Source organism: Mycobacterium sp. NPDC003323 (assembly GCF_053589535.1).
In genome coordinates this window covers 27,281-43,920 of record NZ_JBSFSB010000018.1, presented here as the reverse complement: position 1 = coordinate 43,920, position 16,640 = coordinate 27,281, and the positions used below count along the sequence as shown (strand labels likewise).

The 16,640-nt window shown below is 68.4% G+C and carries 20 protein-coding genes; 12 read left to right on the top strand and 8 right to left on the bottom strand.

Features of this window, described 5'->3' with window-relative positions:
• Positions 1 to 2 precede the first annotated feature (2 nt).
• Complete coding sequence (locus tag ACWDUN_RS25910) at positions 3 to 776, bottom strand: lysophospholipid acyltransferase family protein (protein WP_449933185.1); 774 nt, start codon at positions 774 to 776, stop codon at positions 3 to 5.
• A gap of 98 nt (positions 777 to 874) precedes the next feature.
• On the opposite strand from ACWDUN_RS25910, the gene ACWDUN_RS25905 reads away from it, so the two are divergent.
• Entirely contained in the window at positions 875 to 2,431 is a 1,557-nt protein-coding gene (locus tag ACWDUN_RS25905) for a Rieske 2Fe-2S domain-containing protein (protein WP_449933183.1), read from the top strand.
• A 38-nt stretch (positions 2,432 to 2,469) separates the two neighbouring features.
• A complete protein-coding gene (locus ACWDUN_RS25900; protein ID WP_449933255.1) occupies positions 2,470 to 2,784 on the top strand; it encodes a hypothetical protein in 315 nt (104 codons plus the stop codon).
• Here the strand turns inward: ACWDUN_RS25900 and ACWDUN_RS25895 are convergent.
• A complete protein-coding gene (locus tag ACWDUN_RS25895) occupies positions 2,769 to 3,569 on the bottom strand; it encodes a DUF5718 family protein (RefSeq protein WP_449933182.1) in 801 nt (266 codons plus the stop codon). The genes ACWDUN_RS25900 and ACWDUN_RS25895 overlap by 16 nt on opposite strands.
• A complete protein-coding gene (gene serS / locus ACWDUN_RS25890; RefSeq protein ID WP_449933181.1) occupies positions 3,566 to 4,819 on the bottom strand; it encodes a serine--tRNA ligase in 1,254 nt (417 codons plus the stop codon). The genes ACWDUN_RS25895 and serS overlap by 4 nt, the downstream gene beginning before the upstream one ends.
• 113 nt (positions 4,820 to 4,932) lie before the next feature.
• Between serS and ACWDUN_RS25885 the strand changes: the two genes are divergently transcribed.
• The 3 genes from ACWDUN_RS25885 (at position 4,933) to ACWDUN_RS25875 (ending at position 7,040) form a co-directional block, all read left to right on the top strand.
• A complete protein-coding gene (locus ACWDUN_RS25885; protein WP_449933179.1) occupies positions 4,933 to 6,390 on the top strand; it encodes a septum formation family protein in 1,458 nt (485 codons plus the stop codon).
• A 5-nt stretch (positions 6,391 to 6,395) separates the two neighbouring features.
• Positions 6,396 to 6,746 (top strand): metallopeptidase family protein, encoded by a 351-nt coding sequence (locus tag ACWDUN_RS25880; protein WP_449933178.1) that lies wholly within the window; start codon positions 6,396 to 6,398, stop codon positions 6,744 to 6,746.
• A 63-nt stretch (positions 6,747 to 6,809) separates the two neighbouring features.
• Positions 6,810 to 7,040 (top strand): hypothetical protein, encoded by a 231-nt coding sequence (locus ACWDUN_RS25875; protein ID WP_449933177.1) that lies wholly within the window; start codon positions 6,810 to 6,812, stop codon positions 7,038 to 7,040.
• Here ACWDUN_RS25875 and ACWDUN_RS25870 read toward each other — a convergent pair.
• On the bottom strand, positions 7,004 to 7,687 hold the full coding sequence (locus ACWDUN_RS25870; RefSeq protein ID WP_449933176.1) for a histidine phosphatase family protein: 684 nt from the start codon (positions 7,685 to 7,687) through the stop codon (positions 7,004 to 7,006). The genes ACWDUN_RS25875 and ACWDUN_RS25870 overlap by 37 nt on opposite strands.
• Positions 7,684 to 8,604 (bottom strand): prephenate dehydratase, encoded by a 921-nt coding sequence (gene pheA, locus ACWDUN_RS25865; protein WP_449933174.1) that lies wholly within the window; start codon positions 8,602 to 8,604, stop codon positions 7,684 to 7,686. The genes ACWDUN_RS25870 and pheA overlap by 4 nt, the downstream gene beginning before the upstream one ends.
• Positions 8,605 to 8,720: 116 nt before the next feature.
• Between pheA and ACWDUN_RS25860 the strand changes: the two genes are divergently transcribed.
• The 4 genes from ACWDUN_RS25860 (at position 8,721) to ACWDUN_RS25845 (ending at position 12,214) form a co-directional block, all read left to right on the top strand.
• Positions 8,721 to 9,512, top strand: coding sequence for a DUF2470 domain-containing protein (locus ACWDUN_RS25860; RefSeq protein WP_449933172.1), 792 nt, complete (start codon positions 8,721 to 8,723; stop codon positions 9,510 to 9,512).
• A gap of 19 nt (positions 9,513 to 9,531) precedes the next feature.
• Complete coding sequence (locus ACWDUN_RS25855; protein WP_449933170.1) at positions 9,532 to 10,299, top strand: CPBP family intramembrane glutamic endopeptidase; 768 nt, start codon at positions 9,532 to 9,534, stop codon at positions 10,297 to 10,299.
• A gap of 31 nt (positions 10,300 to 10,330) precedes the next feature.
• Entirely contained in the window at positions 10,331 to 11,548 is a 1,218-nt protein-coding gene (locus ACWDUN_RS25850) for an LCP family protein (protein WP_449933168.1), read from the top strand.
• A gap of 120 nt (positions 11,549 to 11,668) precedes the next feature.
• Positions 11,669 to 12,214: a ferritin gene (locus ACWDUN_RS25845; protein ID WP_449933166.1), complete on the top strand. Its 546-nt coding sequence runs from the start codon at positions 11,669 to 11,671 to the stop codon at positions 12,212 to 12,214.
• Here the strand turns inward: ACWDUN_RS25845 and ACWDUN_RS25840 are convergent.
• From ACWDUN_RS25840 to ACWDUN_RS25830, 3 genes are read right to left on the bottom strand one after another with little or no spacing between them, the layout of a single operon-like run.
• A complete protein-coding gene (locus ACWDUN_RS25840) occupies positions 12,211 to 13,038 on the bottom strand; it encodes a glycerophosphodiester phosphodiesterase (protein ID WP_449933165.1) in 828 nt (275 codons plus the stop codon). The genes ACWDUN_RS25845 and ACWDUN_RS25840 overlap by 4 nt on opposite strands.
• A 4-nt stretch (positions 13,039 to 13,042) precedes the next feature.
• The gene (locus ACWDUN_RS25835) at positions 13,043 to 14,083 is read right to left on the bottom strand and encodes a DUF4328 domain-containing protein (protein WP_449933163.1); all 1,041 of its coding nucleotides are present in this window, start codon (positions 14,081 to 14,083) and stop codon (positions 13,043 to 13,045) included.
• A 9-nt stretch (positions 14,084 to 14,092) separates the two neighbouring features.
• Positions 14,093 to 14,416 (bottom strand): rhodanese-like domain-containing protein, encoded by a 324-nt coding sequence (locus tag ACWDUN_RS25830; protein WP_449933161.1) that lies wholly within the window; start codon positions 14,414 to 14,416, stop codon positions 14,093 to 14,095.
• 413 nt (positions 14,417 to 14,829) lie between these two features.
• Here ACWDUN_RS25830 and ACWDUN_RS25825 point away from each other — a divergent pair, with 413 nt between their 5' ends.
• The 3 genes from ACWDUN_RS25825 to ACWDUN_RS25815 all read left to right on the top strand — a co-directional run bounded on the left by ACWDUN_RS25825 (position 14,830) and on the right by ACWDUN_RS25815 (position 16,441).
• Positions 14,830 to 14,985, top strand: coding sequence for a hypothetical protein (locus ACWDUN_RS25825; protein WP_449933159.1), 156 nt, complete (start codon positions 14,830 to 14,832; stop codon positions 14,983 to 14,985).
• Positions 14,986 to 15,122: 137 nt separating this feature from the next.
• The gene (locus ACWDUN_RS25820; RefSeq protein ID WP_449933158.1) at positions 15,123 to 15,746 is read left to right on the top strand and encodes a superoxide dismutase; all 624 of its coding nucleotides are present in this window, start codon (positions 15,123 to 15,125) and stop codon (positions 15,744 to 15,746) included.
• A gap of 161 nt (positions 15,747 to 15,907) precedes the next feature.
• Entirely contained in the window at positions 15,908 to 16,441 is a 534-nt protein-coding gene (locus tag ACWDUN_RS25815; RefSeq protein WP_449933156.1) for a peptidase, read from the top strand.
• The last annotated feature ends 199 nt before the right edge of the window (positions 16,442 to 16,640 follow it).

Genomic DNA, 16,640 nt, shown 5'->3' with positions numbered 1-16,640 from the left:
GTCTACTCCGGCACCTCACCCGAGCGCTGGGCGGCACGCCGGGCCGCCTTCTCGGCGGCCTCCTCCATGTCCATCCGGTCGGCCTCGGCCAATGTCGGCGCGCCACCGCCGAGCCGGTGCGGCACCCAGAATTCGCCCGCGGGATGCGGCCCGTAGTCCTCCTGCACCCGCTCCAGCAGATGCTGCATCCGGTGACGCAACAGCTCGGTGAGCTCGACCGGCGGCAGCGTGGGATAGATCGGTTCGCCGACGGCGACCGAGATCGGCACCTTGGGCCTGCGCATGTTCTTCGGATGTCCCTTGGTCCAGATCCGCTGGGCGCCCCAGATGATGTGCGGGACGATAGGCACATCGGCGTCGATGGCCATCCGGGCCGCGCCCGACTTGAACCCCTTGATCTCGAAGCTGCGGCTGATGGTCGCCTCGGGGTAGACCCCGACCAGCTCACCGGCCTTCAGCGCGGCGCAGGCCGCGGCGAACGAGTCGGCACCGCTGGCGCGGTCCACCTCGATATGGCGCAGCTTGCGCATGATGGGGCCGCCGATCCGGTGGTCGAAAACCTCTTTCTTCGCCATGAAGCGGACCTTGCGGCCGCGGCCCTGCCGGTAGGCGGGCAGTCCGGCGAAGGTGAAATCGAAATAGCTGGTGTGGTTGACCGCGATCACCGCCCCGCCGGTGACCGGCAGGTTCTCCACCCCGGTCACGGTGAACCTCAGGCCCTGCAACCGCCACAGCAGGCGGGCGGCTTGGATGACAGTCCCGTATACCGGCTCCACACGGGTAAGCGTAGTAGTTCGGTGCCCGACCGAGCAGAACAGCACCGCGACGGTCGCTAGACTCATATTCGGGCCACCGACCATCAGAGAGGCTATTCGTGCAGGTCACAAGCGTTGGACACGCCGGTTTCCGGATCGATACGGAAGCCGGCAGCATCCTGTGCGACCCCTGGGTCAACCCCGCGTACTTCGCGTCCTGGTTCCCGTTCCCGGACAACTCCGCACTCGACTGGGACGCCTTGGGCGACTGTGACTATCTGTACGTCAGCCACCTGCACAAGGATCATTTCGATCCGGAGCTGCTGGCCGCGCACGTCAACAAGGACGCGACCGTGCTGCTGCCGGACTATCCGGTGCCCGATCTGCGCCGCGAATTGGAGGCGCTGGGCTTTCACACCTTCGTCGAGACCACCGACTCGGTCAAGCACCGGGTCAGCGGCCCCAAGGGCGACCTGGACGTGATGATCATCGCGTTGCGTGCCCCCGCCGACGGGCCGATCGGCGATTCGGGGCTGGTGGTGTCCGACGGCACCACCACCGCGTTCAACATGAACGACGCCCGCCCCATCGATCTGGACGTGCTGGTCGCCCAGTTCGGCCATATCGACGTGCACATGCTGCAGTACTCCGGTGCCATCTGGTACCCGATGGTCTACGACATGCCTGCCCGCGCCAAGGAGGCCTTCGGCACCCAGAAGCGCCAGCGCCAGATGGACCGCTGCCGGCAGTACATCGCGCAGGTGGGCGCCACCTGGGTGGTTCCTTCGGCCGGTCCGCCCTGCTTCCTGGATCCCGAGTTGCGCGATCTCAACGACGATCACGGCGACCCGGCCAACATCTTCCCCGACCAGATGGTCTTCCTGGACCAGATGCGCCGCCACGGCCACGACGGCGGCCTGCTGATGGTGCCTGGCTCGACGGCGGATTTCACCGGGCGGGAACTCAACTCGTTGACGCACCCGATCGAGGATCCCGAGGCGGTGTTCACCACCGGCAAGGCCGCCTATATCGAGGCCTACGCCCAACGCCAGGCTCCGGTGCTGGCCGCGGCGAAGGCGTCCTGGGCGCCGGCCGACGGCGAGTCGCTGCTGGAGCCGTTGCGCACGCTGTTCGAGCCGATGATGCTGGCCTCCGACCAGATCTGCGACGGTATCGGCTATCCGGTCGAACTGCGCCTGCCGGGCCCGCGCAGCGTGCAGACGGTGGTGCTGGACTTCCCGAAACGGGCGGTGCGCGAAGCCGTCCCGGACGAGAAGTTCCGCTACGGCTTCGAGATCCCGGCCCAGTTGGTGCGCACCGTGGTGCGCGACAACGAACCGGACTGGGTGAACACCATCTTCCTGTCCACCCGGTTCAAGGCATGGCGGGTCGGCGGTTACAACGAGTACCTGTACACGTTCTTCAAGTGCCTGACCGATGAGCGGATCGCCTACGCCGACGGTTGGTTCGCCGAGGCGCACGATGACAGCGCCTCGACCACACTGGCCGGCTGGGAGATCCAGCGTCGCTGCCCGCACCTGAAGGCGGATCTGTCGAAATTCGGTGTGGTCGAGGGTTCGACGCTGACCTGCAATCTGCACGGGTGGCAGTGGAATCTGGACACCGGGCGCTGCCTGACCGCCAAGGGCCATCAGTTGCGGACCACGCGATTGTGAACGCGCCGCAGTCGGTGTCGCCGGTCTACGACGACGGGATGATCCAGCTGGATCGTCAGGCGATCACGCTGCGCCGCTACCACTTTCCGTCCGGGACCGCGAAGGTGATCCCGCTGCGCGCGGTCCGCGCCTACCGCGCGGAGTCACTGGGGCTGATCACCGAGCGTTTCCGCATCTGGGGCAGCTTCGATCCCCGGCGATGGATGCCGCTGGACGTCTGGCGCCCCATCAAGTCCACGCTGGTGATCCTGGACGTGCCGGGCACCCAGCCGGCGCCGGCCTTCACACCGTTGCGCCCGACCGAGTTCGTGACCGTCCTCGAGGAGTTGCTGAACGCTCAGCGCACCAGCTGACGCAGTTCGGAGGCGGCATCGGAGGCGGTGTCGTACACCCGCACCACGGCCTCGTCCCCGGCGTTGAGATAGGTCGACTCGCCGAGCGGGGTGTAGCGGGTGGCGCCGATGCCGATCAGCACGTGCTCGGGATGCCCGGCGGCCACCATCAGCGCACCGACATCCTCCAACGGGGTGTCCGCAGAACCCTTCTGGTTGGCCAGCCGTTCGGTGATCCAGTCCAGCAGCACCTCGCCGTAGTACGAGTAGCCCAGCAGCGGGCTGTCGACGCCGTACTCGTGCTGCTGACCGTCGGCGCTGTGCAGGTGGCACATCAGCCGCAGTGTCGCGGTGGGGCCGTCGGGGGTCAGGTCGCTGATGTCGAAGAACTGGCGCGCAACGCCTTTGGAGGCCGCACCCCAGTTCTTCTTGTCACTGATCTTGCGGGCGTTCGGCCGCCGGATCGAGCAGTCGTTGAACGCGCCGAGCGCGAACGGTTCCAGCGAGGCCACGGTGTCGCCGTTCCAGCGCACCCGGCAGGCCAATCCCACCTCGGGTTCGATCTGCAGGTTCAGCGGTTCGTCACTGGCGGGCAGCGTGATGCTGTCCTGGGACAGCGGGAACTCGCCGAGGAATCCGTCGACGCCGGGGGCGTACCACGGGAAGATCCCCTTGGGTGCGCTCCCCTGGCTTTCCACGTTGACGAAATCGACTGCCTCCCCTGCCTGTTCGAGGTGCCCGGCGAAGTTACCCGCCACGCCGAAGCCGAACCAGGAGCGCAGTTCGTCGATGTCGATGTCGATCACGGTGTCAGAACCTCCGTACCTACGTAGGGCACCAGCGCCGAGGGCACCCGCACGCTGCCGTCGGAGCGCTGGTGGTTCTCCAGGATGGCCACCAGCCAGCGGGTCGTGGCCAGGGTGCCGTTGAGGGTCGCGGCGATCTGCGGTTTGCCGTTCTCGTCGCGGTAGCGGGTGGACAACCGACGGGCCTGGAACGTCGAACAATTCGACGTCGAGGTCAGCTCGCGATAGGTGCCCTGGGTGGGAACCCATGCCTCGCAGTCGAATTTGCGCGCGGCCGACGAGCCGAGGTCACCCGCGGCGACATCGATCACGCGGTAGGGCACCTCGATGGCGGCCAGCATCTCGCGCTGCCAGCCCAGCAACCGCTGATGTTCGGCCTCGGCATCCTCGGGCTTGCAGTAGACGAAGGCCTCGACCTTGTCGAACTGGTGCACCCGGATGATGCCGCGGGTGTCCTTGCCATAGCTGCCGGCCTCCCGGCGGAAACAGGAGGACCAACCGGCGTAGCGCTTCGGACCGTCGGACAGGTCCAGGATCTCGTCGCGGTGGTATCCGGCCAACGGCACCTCGGAGGTGCCGACGAGATAGAGATCGTCGTCGTCGAGGTGATAGATCTCGTCGGCGTGCGCGCCCAGGAAGCCGGTGCCCGACATCACCTCGGGCCGCACCAGCACCGGCGGGATCATCAGGGTGAAGCCGTTGTCGGTGGCCAACCGGACCGCGAGTTGCAGCAGTCCCAGCTGTAGCAGCGCGCCCCGACCGGTCAGGAAGTAGAACCGCGAACCCGACACCTTCGCGCCGCGTTCCATGTCGATCAGGCCGAGTGCCTCGCCCAGATCCAGGTGATCGCGCGGGTTGTCGATCACCGGCGGTGTACCGACGGTGTCCAGCAGCGCGAAATCGTCCTCGCCCCCGGCGGGCACCCCGTCGACGATGACGTTGGACACCGCCATATGGGCCGCGGCGAAGGCGGCCTCGGCCTCGGCCTGCGCGGTCTCGGCGGCCTTGACCTCCTCGGCGATCTCCTTGGCCCGGGCCAGCAGGGCCGGGCGGTCCTGCGCGGAGGCCTTGCCGACGGACTTGCTGGCGGCCTTCTGCTCGGCGCGCAGGTTGTCGGCGGTGGAGATCGCGGTGCGGCGGGTGGCGTCGGCGGCCAGCAGCGCGTCCACCAGGCCGGGATCCTCACCGCGGGCGCGTTGCGAGGCGCGGACCCGATCGGGCTCGTCACGGAGCAGCTTGAGGTCGATCACGGCGGTAACCCTACTTGCGCCGCGCCGTGCGCGACCGCGCGGGCCACAACCACATAACATTACAAGTGCATCACTTGTCACACATCGTGACACGCCTGTCACAATGGGAGGCGATGTTGGACGAACCCAAGGACGAAACCTCCGCCACGGAACCGTTTCTGTACGAGGCACAGGCCTCGCAACAGGCGGTCCCCCGCTGGCGTCGAGCGCTGTCCATGGGCAACCCACTGAGCGCCACCCGCCGGGCCCTGCTGCTGACCGCCCTCGGCGGTCTGATGATCGCCGGCGTCATCACGGTGTTGCCCGACAGCGCCGTCGGCGGTCGTCTCGCCGGCTTGAACTCCGGTGTCGGCGCGCTGGGCCTGCGCACCAACAGCACCTTCGACAACGCCAAGGCCGGCGACTGCCTGAACTGGCCCGAGCGCACCCCGGACGCGGCCCAGGTCGTCGACTGCACCACCGAGCATCGCTTCGAGGTCGCCGAGTCGGTCGACATGCGGACCTTCCCGGGCACCGAGTACGGTCCGGACGCCGCGCCGCCGTCGCCGGCCCGCATCCAGCAGATCAGTCAGGAGCAGTGCCAGAGCGCGGTGCAGCGCTATCTGGGTGACCGCTTCGACCCGAACGGACGGTTCACCGTCAGCCTGCTGTGGTCCGGGGAGAAGGCCTGGCGCCAGGCCGGTGAGCGACGCATGCTGTGCGGTCTGCAACTGCCGGGCGCCAACAATCAGCAGCAGGCCTTCCAGGGCAAGGTCGCCGATATCGACCAGTCCAAGGTGTGGCCGGCGGGCACCTGCCTGGGCATCGACCCGGCCACCAATCAGCCGACCGACATCCCGGTCGACTGTGCCGGCCCGCACTCCCTGGAGGTGACCGGGTCGGTCAACCTGGCCGAGAAGTTCCCGCAGGGGCTGCCGCCCGAGGCCGAGCAGGACACCTTCGTCAAGGACAACTGCGCGCGCGTCACCGAGGCCTACCTGGCGCCGTTGGAACTGCGCACCACCACGCTGACGCTGGTCTACAGCACCATCGCACTGCCGAGCTGGTCGGCGGGCAGCCACCAGGTCTCCTGCAGCATCGGCGCCACGCTGGGCAACGGCGGTTGGTCCACGCTGCTCAACAGCGCCAAGGGCCCGCTGATGATCAACGGCCGCCCGCCGGTCCCGCCGCCGGACATCCCCGACGAGCGGTTGTCCATCCCGGCGATCCCGATGCCGCCGGTGGACACCAGCTCGCAGATCACCTACGACCAGTCCGACAGCGGAAGCTACGACAGCGGATCCGGCAGCAGCAGCAGCAGCAGCAGCCAGGGGTCCGGATCCAACGAGCATCTGCCGGGACAGTCCAGCCAGAACGAGGAGCAGCCCGCGGACGCCCCGGCGACACCCACCGGGGGCAACACGTTCCTCAACGGTCCGCCGCCGCCACCGCCGCCCGGCGCCCCGCCGCCACCGGCCGGGCCACCGATGGAGGGCGTACCGCCGGCTCCGGCACCGCCGCCTGCGCCCGCACCACCGCCGCCGGCCGGACCACCACCGGCCGGGCCGCCTCCCGGCCCGCCGATTCCCTGACCGGCGTGCCGGTGCGGATGAGCGCGAAGCGGTTCGACGAACTGGTCTCCGATGCGCTCGACCTGATTCCTGCCCAGCTGGCCGCCGCGGCGGACAACGTGGTGTTCCTGGTGGCCGCGCGTCATCCCGAGGAGCCCGATCTACTCGGTCTCTACGAGGGCATCGCGCTGACCGAGCGGGACTCGACCTATGCGGGCGCGCTGCCCGATGCGATCACCATCTATCGCGATGCGCTGCTGCAGATGTGCGAGTCCGAGGAGGAGGTGGTCGAAGAGGTCGCCATCACCGTGGTGCACGAGCTCGCCCACCATTTCGGCATCGACGACGAGCGTCTGCACGAGTTGGGCTGGGGCTGACCGAACGCGTTGGCCCCGCGTGGGAACCACGGCCTGTCGGTGGCCGATGGAACAATGGCTGACATGAGCGGGATCTGCCGAGAATGCCGGGACTCCGGGGCGGACGCCGAGCTCGAGCACTGCCACGGCACCGTGATCGTGCACATCGGGCAGCGGCCGGAATGCACCGAACCGGACTGCCGCACCCCGGAAGCGGCGCACACCTACACCATCGACTGCTTCGCCGTGGGGTGTGAATGCGCCGAGCAGTGGGGCGCTCAGCCCATGGGGCCGGCCTCGGCCTCGGTGGTCTGAGGCTCGGGCTGCACGGCCACCGTGAACGGCGGGGTCGCCTCTCCCCACTGCACGCAACTCCACCGTCCGTCGGTGATCGGGCTGAGCACCACGCTTTCGGTGTTGTTCAGATGATTCTCCAGCGCGAAGGCGCTCTCCACGCCCGCCAGTACCGCCGACACCAGCCGGATGGCGGCACCGTGGCTGACCACCAGGATGTCATCGGTCCAGCGCCGGTCGTCGAGATGGCGCAACCGTAGCTCGGTGAGTATCGGAACCATCCGGTCGAGCACCTGCCTGCCCGTCTCACCGCCGGGCACCGGCACGTCGAGCTCACCGAGATGCCAACGGCGGTAGACCTTTTCGAATGTGTCGATGGCCTCTTCGTCGTTGCGGTTCTCCAGCTCGCCGACCTGGACCTCGTGGATGCCCTCGAATTCTTGGGTCGGCAGGTCCAGCCCGGCCGCGATGCCCGCGGCCGTCTCGCGTGCCCGGGTGGCCACCGAGTGCGCCACCAGACCCACCGGGTGCGACCAGTTCGCGGCGAACGTGCGCGCCTGCTCGTGCCCGAGTTCGGTGAGCGCCGCGCCCGGCGGACGGGTGTCGAGCCGGCGCTCGACGTTCCCATGGGACTGTCCGTGCCGTACCAGCACCAGCCGCCCGGTCATGACGGACCTCCCGTTCGCAGCATCTGTAACCAGTGACCCGCCTCGTCGTCCTCGGGTGGTGACGCACCGACCACGGCGCCGGTCGGCCACGAGCCGAGGAACCGCACCTCGGCGCAGCGTCGGTGCAACGCCTTCAGGGCGTCGGCGACGGCCTCGTCGTCGAGGTGCCCGACCCAATCCAGGAAGAACTTGTAGGCGCCCAGTTCGGTTCGGGTGGGCCGTGATTCGATCCTGGTCAGATCGATATCGCGCACCGACAGTTCGGTCATGGCCGCCACCAGGGTGCCCGGGACATTGTCGAGCCGCAGCACCACCGAGGTGCGGTCGGCGCCGGTGCGCGCCGGCGGCGGACCCGGGGCACCGACCAGCACGAACCGGGTCCGCGCATTGATCTCGTCGACGACGCCGGCCGCCAGTTCGGCCAGTCCGTACCGCTGCGCCGCCAGCGCCGTGCTGACACCCGCGTCGGCGGCACCGTCGGCGACATCCTTGGCCGCGGCGGCATTCGAGGTGGCGGGCACGATCCGCGCGTCGGGCAGGTGCGCGGCCAGCCAGCGCCGCACCTGGGCCAGCGCCACCGGGAAGGCCGCGACGGTCGCGATGTCCGCGGCGCCGACGCCGGGCCGGGTGACGATGCTGAAGGCGACGTCGAGCGTGTGTTCGGCGTAGATCTGTAACGACGAGCCCGCGGCCAGACCGTCGAGGGTGGGCAGCACCGAACCCTCGATCGAGTTCTCGATGGGCACGCACGCGAAATCGGCTGCACCGCTGCGGACTGCCTCCAGCGCGGCGCCGGGACTGTCCTGGGGCTGTGGGATGACGTCGGATCCGGCCGGGATGACCCCGGCGGCCACCATCTGCAGCAATGCCGCCTCGGTGAACGTTCCCTCGGGGCCGAGGTAGGCGATGCGTGGCACGCCTTTCACAGTATCGGTCGCCGGAGCACTCGGCCGTGAACGCGAGGGAACACCTTGCGCGCCCCGCGGTCGTGTAGTTAAGTAAGGCTTACCTCACTTGAGCGGAAAGGCAACAGATGACAGCGACGGCACCGACGACGGCCGAGCGGATTCGTAGCGCTTGCGCGCGGGCCGGTGGCGCGATGCTGGCCGTGGAGGGCCTCGATCCCACCGCCACACCGGTCCATCATCTGCTCGACGACGGCTCCTTCGCCATCACGATTCCCGCCGACGGGTTACTGACCGGCATGGTCATCTCGGCCGGGTCGGCCGGCGTCCAGGCCGTGCTGGAAATGACCGACTACGCGCCCCTGCCGCTGCGGGAGCCCGTCCGTTCACTGGTCTGGATCCAGGGCCGGATGGTGCTGGTGCCCGAGGGCGAGGTTGCCGGCATGCTGGACCTGATCGCCACCGACAACCCCAATCCGGCTCTGCTGCAGGTGAATACCGGCGCCGACGATGCTTCGCGCGGGGACACCCCGTACGCACTGGCTCGGCTGGAGATCGAATCGGTGGTCGTCGCCGACTCCACCGGCGCCGAGTCCGTGGGCCTGGGGGCGCTGCTGGCCGCCGCGCCCGACCCGTTCTGCGGCCTGGAGTCGTGCTGGTTGCGCCATCTGGAGTCGGCCCACCGCGAGGTCGTCGACCGGCTGGCCAACCGGCTGCCCCAGGCCCTGCGCAGCGGCCGGGTCCGCCCGCTCGGCCTGGATCGCTACGGCGTGCAGTTGCGTGTCGAGGACGAGACCGGCGATCACGATGTCCGGTTGCCGTTCGCCAAGCCGGTCGATGACGTCAACGGGCTCAGCCAGGCCATCCGCGTACTGATGGGGTGCCCGTTCCTCAACGGCCTGCGGGCGCGGCGCATCTGATCCGTCTAGCCTGGCTGCGGTGACCGGGCCCTTCCTGCCGAACGAGCCGCTGCCACCGCGCACCATCCGACTCGAGATCGCGGTCGTCTTGGCCGTCACCTTCGGGCTGAGCGCCTACGTCGCGTCACTGCGCCTCATCGAGGCGGTGCTGCTGGGCCTCGGTGGCCAGACCGTGGCCCTCAACGAACGACGCTCACCGTTCGACCTCATCGATCTCGGGCTCAACGTCGCCTCGTTCGCCCAACTCGTGGGCTGGGGTGCGCTGGGTCTCTATCTGTTGTGGCGCAGCGGTTGTGGACCCGCCTCGATAGGTCTGGGCCGGTTCCGCGTGCATCCCGACCTGACCGGCGGGCTGGCGCTGGCCGCACTCATCGGCCTGCCCGGGCTGGCGTTCTACATCGGCGCCCGGTTGCTCGGCCTCAGCGCCGCGGTCGAACCGGCCGAGATCAACGACACCTGGTGGCGGATCCCACTACTGCTGGCGATCGCCTTCGCCAACGGCTGGGCCGAAGAGATCATCGTCGTAGCCTTCCTGATCACCCGGCTGCGCCAGCTGCGGATCAGCGTGGGGATGGCGCTGCTGCTCTCGGCACTGCTGCGCGGCGCCTACCACCTGTATCAGGGCTACAGCGCCGGCCTGGGCAACATCATCATGGGATTGGTCTTCGGGTACGTGTGGCTGCGCACCGGACGGCTGTGGCCGCTGATCGTCGCCCACGGACTGATCGACGCGGTCGCCTTCGTCGGATACTCCCTGGCCGCCGACGAACTGGATTGGTTGAGCTGAGTTCGCCGCTGCGCGCAGTACATTCGCAGGTGTGAACCAGGATCGTCCCGGACGCGAGCCGTCGCAGGAGATCCGGCGCCCACCGGGCCACCGGCCGCCGCCGGTCTGGCCACCCAATCCGGCGACCCCGCCCCGCCAGGCCCCACCACCCCGGCAGCCACCACCACCCCGTCCGGCCCCACCGCTCCGACAGCCACCACCACCCCGACAACCACCCCCGCCGCACCGAGCACGCACCGCCCGGCCGGCGCCGCCACCGGCCAGACGCCCGCCGCGCAAACCCCGCCGCCGGGTCCGGCGCTGGGGCGCGACGCTGCTGGCCATCCTGGTGTTGCTCGTCAGCGCGGCGGTCGGCGGCGGTCTGTGGCTGGATACGACACTGCAGCGCATCCCGGCGCTGGCCGACTATCCCGATCGCCCGCCGGCCGGACGGGGCACCACCTGGCTGCTGGTCGGCTCAGACAGCAGGCAGGACCTCTCACCCGAACAGCAGAACGCCCTGGCCACCGGCGGCGACGTCGGCAACGGGCGCACCGACACGCTGCTGCTGGCCCATATCGGCGGCTTGTTCTCGGGTACACCGCCGACGCTGGTCTCGCTGCCCCGGGATTCCTATGTGTCCATCCCCGGATACGGCCAGGACAAGATCAACGCCGCCTATGCCCTGGGTGGGGCGCCGCTGCTGGCGCAGACCGTGGAGCAGGCCACCGGCATCCGGCTGGATCACTACGCGGAGGTCGGATTCGGCGGTTTCGCCCAACTGGTCGACGCCGTGGGTGGAGTGACCATGTGCCCGGCCGCACCGATCAACGATCCGCTGGCCGGGATCGATCTGCCCGCCGGCTGTCAGGAACTCGACGGGCGCAACGCGTTGGGCTTCGTGCGGTCCCGCGCCACCGCCCGCGCCGATCTGGACCGGATGGTCAATCAGCGCGAGTTCATGTCGGCCCTGCTACACCGGGCCGTCAGTCCCGGCGTATTGCTCAATCCCTTGCGCTGGTATCCCATGGGCAAGGCCGCGGCCGGCGCCGTCAGCGTCGACGAGGGCGGACACATCTGGGATCTGGCCCGGCTGGGTTGGGCGCTGCAGGACAATCCCACGACCACCACCGTGCCGATCGCCGAATACACCTCCAGCGACGTCGGATCCATCGTGGTGTGGGACGACGACGCGGCCGCACGGCTGTTCTCGGCGCTGGCCGCCGACACCGCGGTGCCGCCCGACGTGCTGGACACCGACCAACCCTGAGCTGCATTCAGCAAACTTTCACAGCCTGTTGTAACTGCGGTCACAGTGCTTAGGAATGGCTAAGCTGAATAAGGTTGACCTTGCATGACACGCCGCCTGACCTGCCCTATCGTGGTGGCCATGAGCGACGCAACGACCCTCGACACCAAGTTCAACACCCTGCTGCGCGAGCAAATCCGTAGCGAGTTCACCGCGTCGCAGCAGTACGTCGCCATCGCCGTCTACTTCGACGGCGCCGACCTGCCGCGACTGGCCGCACACTTCTACGCCCAGGCCGTCGAGGAGCGCAATCACGCGATGATGCTGGTGCAGTACCTGCTCGACCGTGACCTCGATGTCGAGATCCCCGGTGTCGACGGCGTGCTCAACAGTTTCGACACCCCGGCGCAGGCGTTGCGTCTGGCGCTGGAGCAGGAACGCACCGTCACCGAGCAGATCTCCCGGCTGGCCGGTGTGGCCCGCGACGAGGGCGACTACCTCGGCGAGCAGTTCATGCAGTGGTTCCTCAAGGAGCAGGTCGAGGAGGTCGCCACCATGACCACCCTGGTGCGGATCGCCGAGCGGGCCGGAGCCAACCTGTTCCACCTCGAGGACTTCGTGGCCCGCGAGCTCGGTGGCGCCGCCGCCGATCCCACCGCTCCGAAGGCCGCCGGCGGCAACCTCTAGTCCAGGCCGGCTCCGGTCAGCCCGTTCTCCAGCCAGTCCTTGGTGCGGCCGGGATGGTTGGTGGCCACCCACGCCACCTCCAGATCCCGGCAGTACCGGACATCCTCGTAATGGTCGACGGTCCAGCAGTACAGCGCGCGGCCCTGAGCCGCCGCCCGGTCCACCAGCTCGGGATGTTCGCGCAGGGTCGCGATCGAGGGACCGACCGCGGTGGCGCCCACGGTCGTGGCCGCGCTGCCCCCGAGCAGACGTGAGGTCTCCCCGAGCAGCACCGTGGGCAGCATCGGTGCCGCGCGGCGGATCCGCCACACCGCCGCCGCCGAGAACGACATGACCACCGCGCGGGCCAGATCCGCCGAGGCCGGCGCGGCGATGCCGTAGCGGTGCAGCAGCGCGAGCACCTTGCTCTCGACCAGGGCGCCGTAGCGCACCGGATGCTTGGTCTCGATGAAGATCTTCACCGGCCGTTTGGTGTCCAGCACCAGGGTCAGCAGCGTGTCCAGCGTCAGCAGCCCGGTGTCACCGCCGGTTCCGCCGTCGCGCCAGCCGGCATGCCAGGACCCGAAATCCAGCTCGCGCAGCTGCGCCAGCGTCATCTCCGATACCAGCCCGGTGCCGTCGGAAGTGCGGTCGACGCGGCGATCGTGCACGCAGACCAGATGACCGTCGCGGGTCAGCCGGACATCGCACTCCACGCCGTCAGCGCCCTCCTGCAGAGCCAGTTCGTAGGCGGCGATGGTGTGCTCGGGCCGGTCCGCGGACGCACCGCGGTGCGCCACCACGAACGGGTGGCCGTTGTTGGTCGCGGCATCCTCCCCGGTCATATGGCTATGCTGCCGGGTTCCGGTCTTCTGCCTCAACCGGGGGAGCCGAATCCGCAGCTCGCTCGGCCGGCTGCGATCCGCCGGCGGTGACCATCACCCATCGATGAGCCGGGCGGTCGACCGGGGTGCGCTCGAAGCCCTGGTACACCTGCCAGACCAGCACCAGGGTGGCCAGCGCCATCAGATACGCGATCGTGGTGATCACCGTGTTGTCGGCGATGCGCTGGGCATCGGTGTAGAAGACGGTCAGGATAGTCGTCACGATGGACGCCGTCGACAACAGGTAGCTGAAGAACCAGGCGATCCACCAGCTGACGATGGGCAGCCCGGAGCGCTTCTCGACGCGGGCCAGCTCCACCACGTACACCGGCGCGAGCACCAGGTTGACCGGCGGGATCATGCACCCGACCCACAACCGGCGCCGGGCGCGCGGGTCCGGCGAGCCGGCGTGCGCGAACGCCGCGGCGCGGCGTGCGATCAACCAGTTCGTCAGGACCAGGGCGCTGGCCAGCACACCGAAGAACGCCAGGGCGCTGGCGGCCACCGGCAGCCAGGTGGCGATACCCGCCACGATCGGGTTGAGCAGGGTCCCGCGGTTGTAGAGCATCAGCGCGTACCGCAACACATGCAACACCGCGGCCACGCCCAGCACGATCATGGTGGCGATCACGGTGCGCCGCACCGTGGCCTGCGACGGCGCGCGGCGGTCGGTGCCGGCCTCGGCCGTACCGGGATCGGCGAACTCCTCGTGCAGGCCCCAGCGCGGGATGGTGGCATAACGCGGGGTCGGGCCCAGCGGACCGCGCCGGCGGCGCGCCGGCGGTGGAGATCCCGGCCGTACCGCGATCCAGCGATAGCCCGACGGCAGCTTGCCGGCCGCCGGCCGGGCATTCCACGGTCCGCCCGGACCCGGCACCGACGAGGCGGCGGCCTGCGGAGCCGCAGCGTCGGGGGCCATCAGCGTGCCGCGACACCGGGGGCACCACACCCGCTGGCGGTCGCGCACGTTCCACCGCGTGCCGCACTGGGCACAGACCTGGATCACCGGACCAGCCTACGACCCGGCACGCACCGGACGGCCCGCCTGAACCCAGGACAGCATGCCGCCCGCGACGTTGACGGGTTCGAAGCCGTTGTGGGCCAGATACTGCGCCACCCGCTGCGACCGTCCCCCGGCGTGGCAGATCACATAGAGCGTCGCGTCCCGGTCGATCTCGTCGATGCGCGTCGGCACATCCCCCATCGGGATGTGCTGAGCACCGGCGATGTGGCCGTCGCGCCACTCGTCATCCTCGCGCACATCGAGCAGCACGGTGTGCTCCCCGAACTCCAGCGGCAGTTCACCGACCTCGATCTGCGGCACAACGTCGTCAGACATACCGACCATGCTGGCACGGCCCACCGCGGCGCGCACCGATTCCCCCGGCAGCAATGTCCTTGCTATCCACAGTTTCCACAGGTTCATCCACAGGCTGGGAGCGGATCGGCTGTGCAGGACCCCGGCTCTAGCTGTGAATCCGGAGTGAGCCTGTGGATGAATACGGTCTGGACACTCCGGCCGATCAACAACCTCGCCGGGCGCCGAGCAAAAATCTCGCCCAGCTAAGTTTCTCGAGTGGCATTTTTGCCGTTTTCGAATCTCTCAGATTCGATCGACGCAAGCCCGATCGCAGGCCGGCGGCAGCCGATTTTCCGTGACGAGCAAACAAGGTCTATGATCGGCGTCACAGAAAGTCCGTGTGACAGATCTCACTGGGGGGACGTCGCGATCGTGCAGGTCAGGAGCGTTTGATGGCAGCACACCCGATTGGGCAAGGGCCGGCGGTGCCGCCGTCGGACTGGCATTCGTCGCATCATTACACCAACAACCAGGTGGTGGCGCTCATCCGCGCGACCGTGATCGCGCTCGTACTGCTGGGCGTACTCGCCGCCATCGTCCTGTTCTGACCGGGTCTCGGGTCGTCGGGTCTGGGTAGTCGCTCCTTGCGGTGTGCGCGGGGATGGAGCAAGGTTGAGCTCGAGCTTGTTGTCGAGATATGCGACGCCGAACTCCACCGCGATTCACATGACTAGGAAGGACGAAAGTGGCTGAATACACGCTGCCAGAACTCGATTACGACTATGGCGCGCTGGAGCCCCACATTTCCGGCCAGATCAACGAACTGCACCACAGCAAGCACCACGCGACCTACGTCAAGGGCGTCAACGACGCGCTGGCCAAGTTGGAGGAGGCGCGCGCCAACGACGACCAGTCCGCGATCTTCCTCAACGAGAAGAATCTCGCCTTCCACCTCGGCGGCCACGTCAACCACAGCATCTGGTGGAAGAACCTGTCGCCCAACGGTGGCGACAAGCCCGAGGGCGAGCTCGCCGCGGCCATCGACGACCAGTTCGGCAGCTTCGACAAGTTCCGCGCCCAGTTCACCGCCGCCGCCAACGGCCTGCAGGGCTCCGGCTGGGCCGTCCTGGGCTACGACAGCCTGGGCCAGCGCCTGCTGACCTTCCAGCTGTATGACCAGCAGGCCAATGTCCCGCTGGGCATCATCCCGCTGCTGCAGGTGGACATGTGGGAGCACGCCTTCTACCTGCAGTACAAGAACGTCAAGGCCGACTACGTGAAGGCGTTCTGGAACGTGGTCAACTGGGCCGACGTCCAGGACCGCTACGCCAAGGCGACCGCCAACACCGGTGGCTTGATCTTCGGCTAGAGCCTGAGCTCGGCGAAGCCCCGCGTGCGTCGGCACGCGGGGCTTTCTGCATTGCGCTGGCACTCGTGTCCTCTTGCGTGCTAATGCGTCACTGCCGCATCCTGAGTCACAGCGACCCACAGCAGTGTCGGATCACAGACGTACGACTGTCGGGAGGCCAGATGGACACCGGTTCCGGTAGAGCGGTGGAGATCGCCCCGTTCCATTCGCGGGGCATCCTCAAGGGTTTCATCGTGTCGGGTCGCTGGCCGGATTCCACCAAGGAGTGGGCACAACTGCTCATGGTGGCGGTGCGGGTGGCTTCACTTCCGGGATTACTCTCCACCACAACGATTTTCGGTGTCCGCGAGGAGCTTCCCGACCAGCCCGAGCCCGGGACCGTCGGACTGGTTCTCGCCGAGGGGCCGGTCGTCGGGGAATCCGCCGTTCCGCCAGGGTTTTTCGCCGACCACCAACCGCCGGCGCTGCTGATGCTGCATCCACCGTCCGAAACCACGCCGTCACTACCGGAATGCGCCGGGGCGGCGTCGGGATGCGTACTGCTGCCGGGCATCCCACACCTGGGTTTGGAGCATCGCGCCGCCTGGGTCGAGGCGGAGGCCGACGGCACCATCACCTCGATGGTCAGCCGGGTCGGGGTCGACCCCATCAGTCATCCGGACACTGCCATTCTTGCGATGTTGCTTGCCGCATAGACCTTTTCGCGGCACCGATGGGCCAAAGTACGGGCACCCGAACTCGGACGTAGAACTGGCGCACCGGGATATCCCCGGTTATCGTCGAATCATCAGCGAAGGGGAGTAGCCCCCAATCGTCGTGTCGACACACTGGCGCAAGCCCGGCCGGCGAACCGCAACCCGCGGTGGGCGAGACCTTCGACCGAATGCCCGGTGA

Excerpts from the sequence above, each read along its gene's own strand:
- ACWDUN_RS25870 (WP_449933176.1), bottom strand. The coding sequence starts at position 7,687 with ATGACCGGGCGGCTGGTGCTGGTACGGCACGGACAGTCCCATGGGAAC.
- ACWDUN_RS25825 (WP_449933159.1), top strand. The coding sequence starts at position 14,830 with ATGGCAGCACACCCGATTGGGCAAGGGCCGGCGGTGCCGCCGTCGGAC.
- ACWDUN_RS25875 (WP_449933177.1), top strand. The coding sequence starts at position 6,810 with ATGAGCGGGATCTGCCGAGAATGCCGGGACTCCGGGGCGGACGCCGAG.
- ACWDUN_RS25885 (WP_449933179.1), top strand. The coding sequence starts at position 4,933 with ATGTTGGACGAACCCAAGGACGAAACCTCCGCCACGGAACCGTTTCTG.
- ACWDUN_RS25840 (WP_449933165.1), bottom strand. The coding sequence starts at position 13,038 with ATGACCGGGGAGGATGCCGCGACCAACAACGGCCACCCGTTCGTGGTG.
- ACWDUN_RS25815 (WP_449933156.1), top strand. The coding sequence starts at position 15,908 with ATGGACACCGGTTCCGGTAGAGCGGTGGAGATCGCCCCGTTCCATTCG.
- ACWDUN_RS25830 (WP_449933161.1), bottom strand. The coding sequence starts at position 14,416 with ATGTCTGACGACGTTGTGCCGCAGATCGAGGTCGGTGAACTGCCGCTG.
- ACWDUN_RS25900 (WP_449933255.1), top strand. The coding sequence starts at position 2,470 with ATGATCCAGCTGGATCGTCAGGCGATCACGCTGCGCCGCTACCACTTT.
- ACWDUN_RS25860 (WP_449933172.1), top strand. The coding sequence starts at position 8,721 with ATGACAGCGACGGCACCGACGACGGCCGAGCGGATTCGTAGCGCTTGC.
- ACWDUN_RS25845 (WP_449933166.1), top strand. The coding sequence starts at position 11,669 with ATGAGCGACGCAACGACCCTCGACACCAAGTTCAACACCCTGCTGCGC.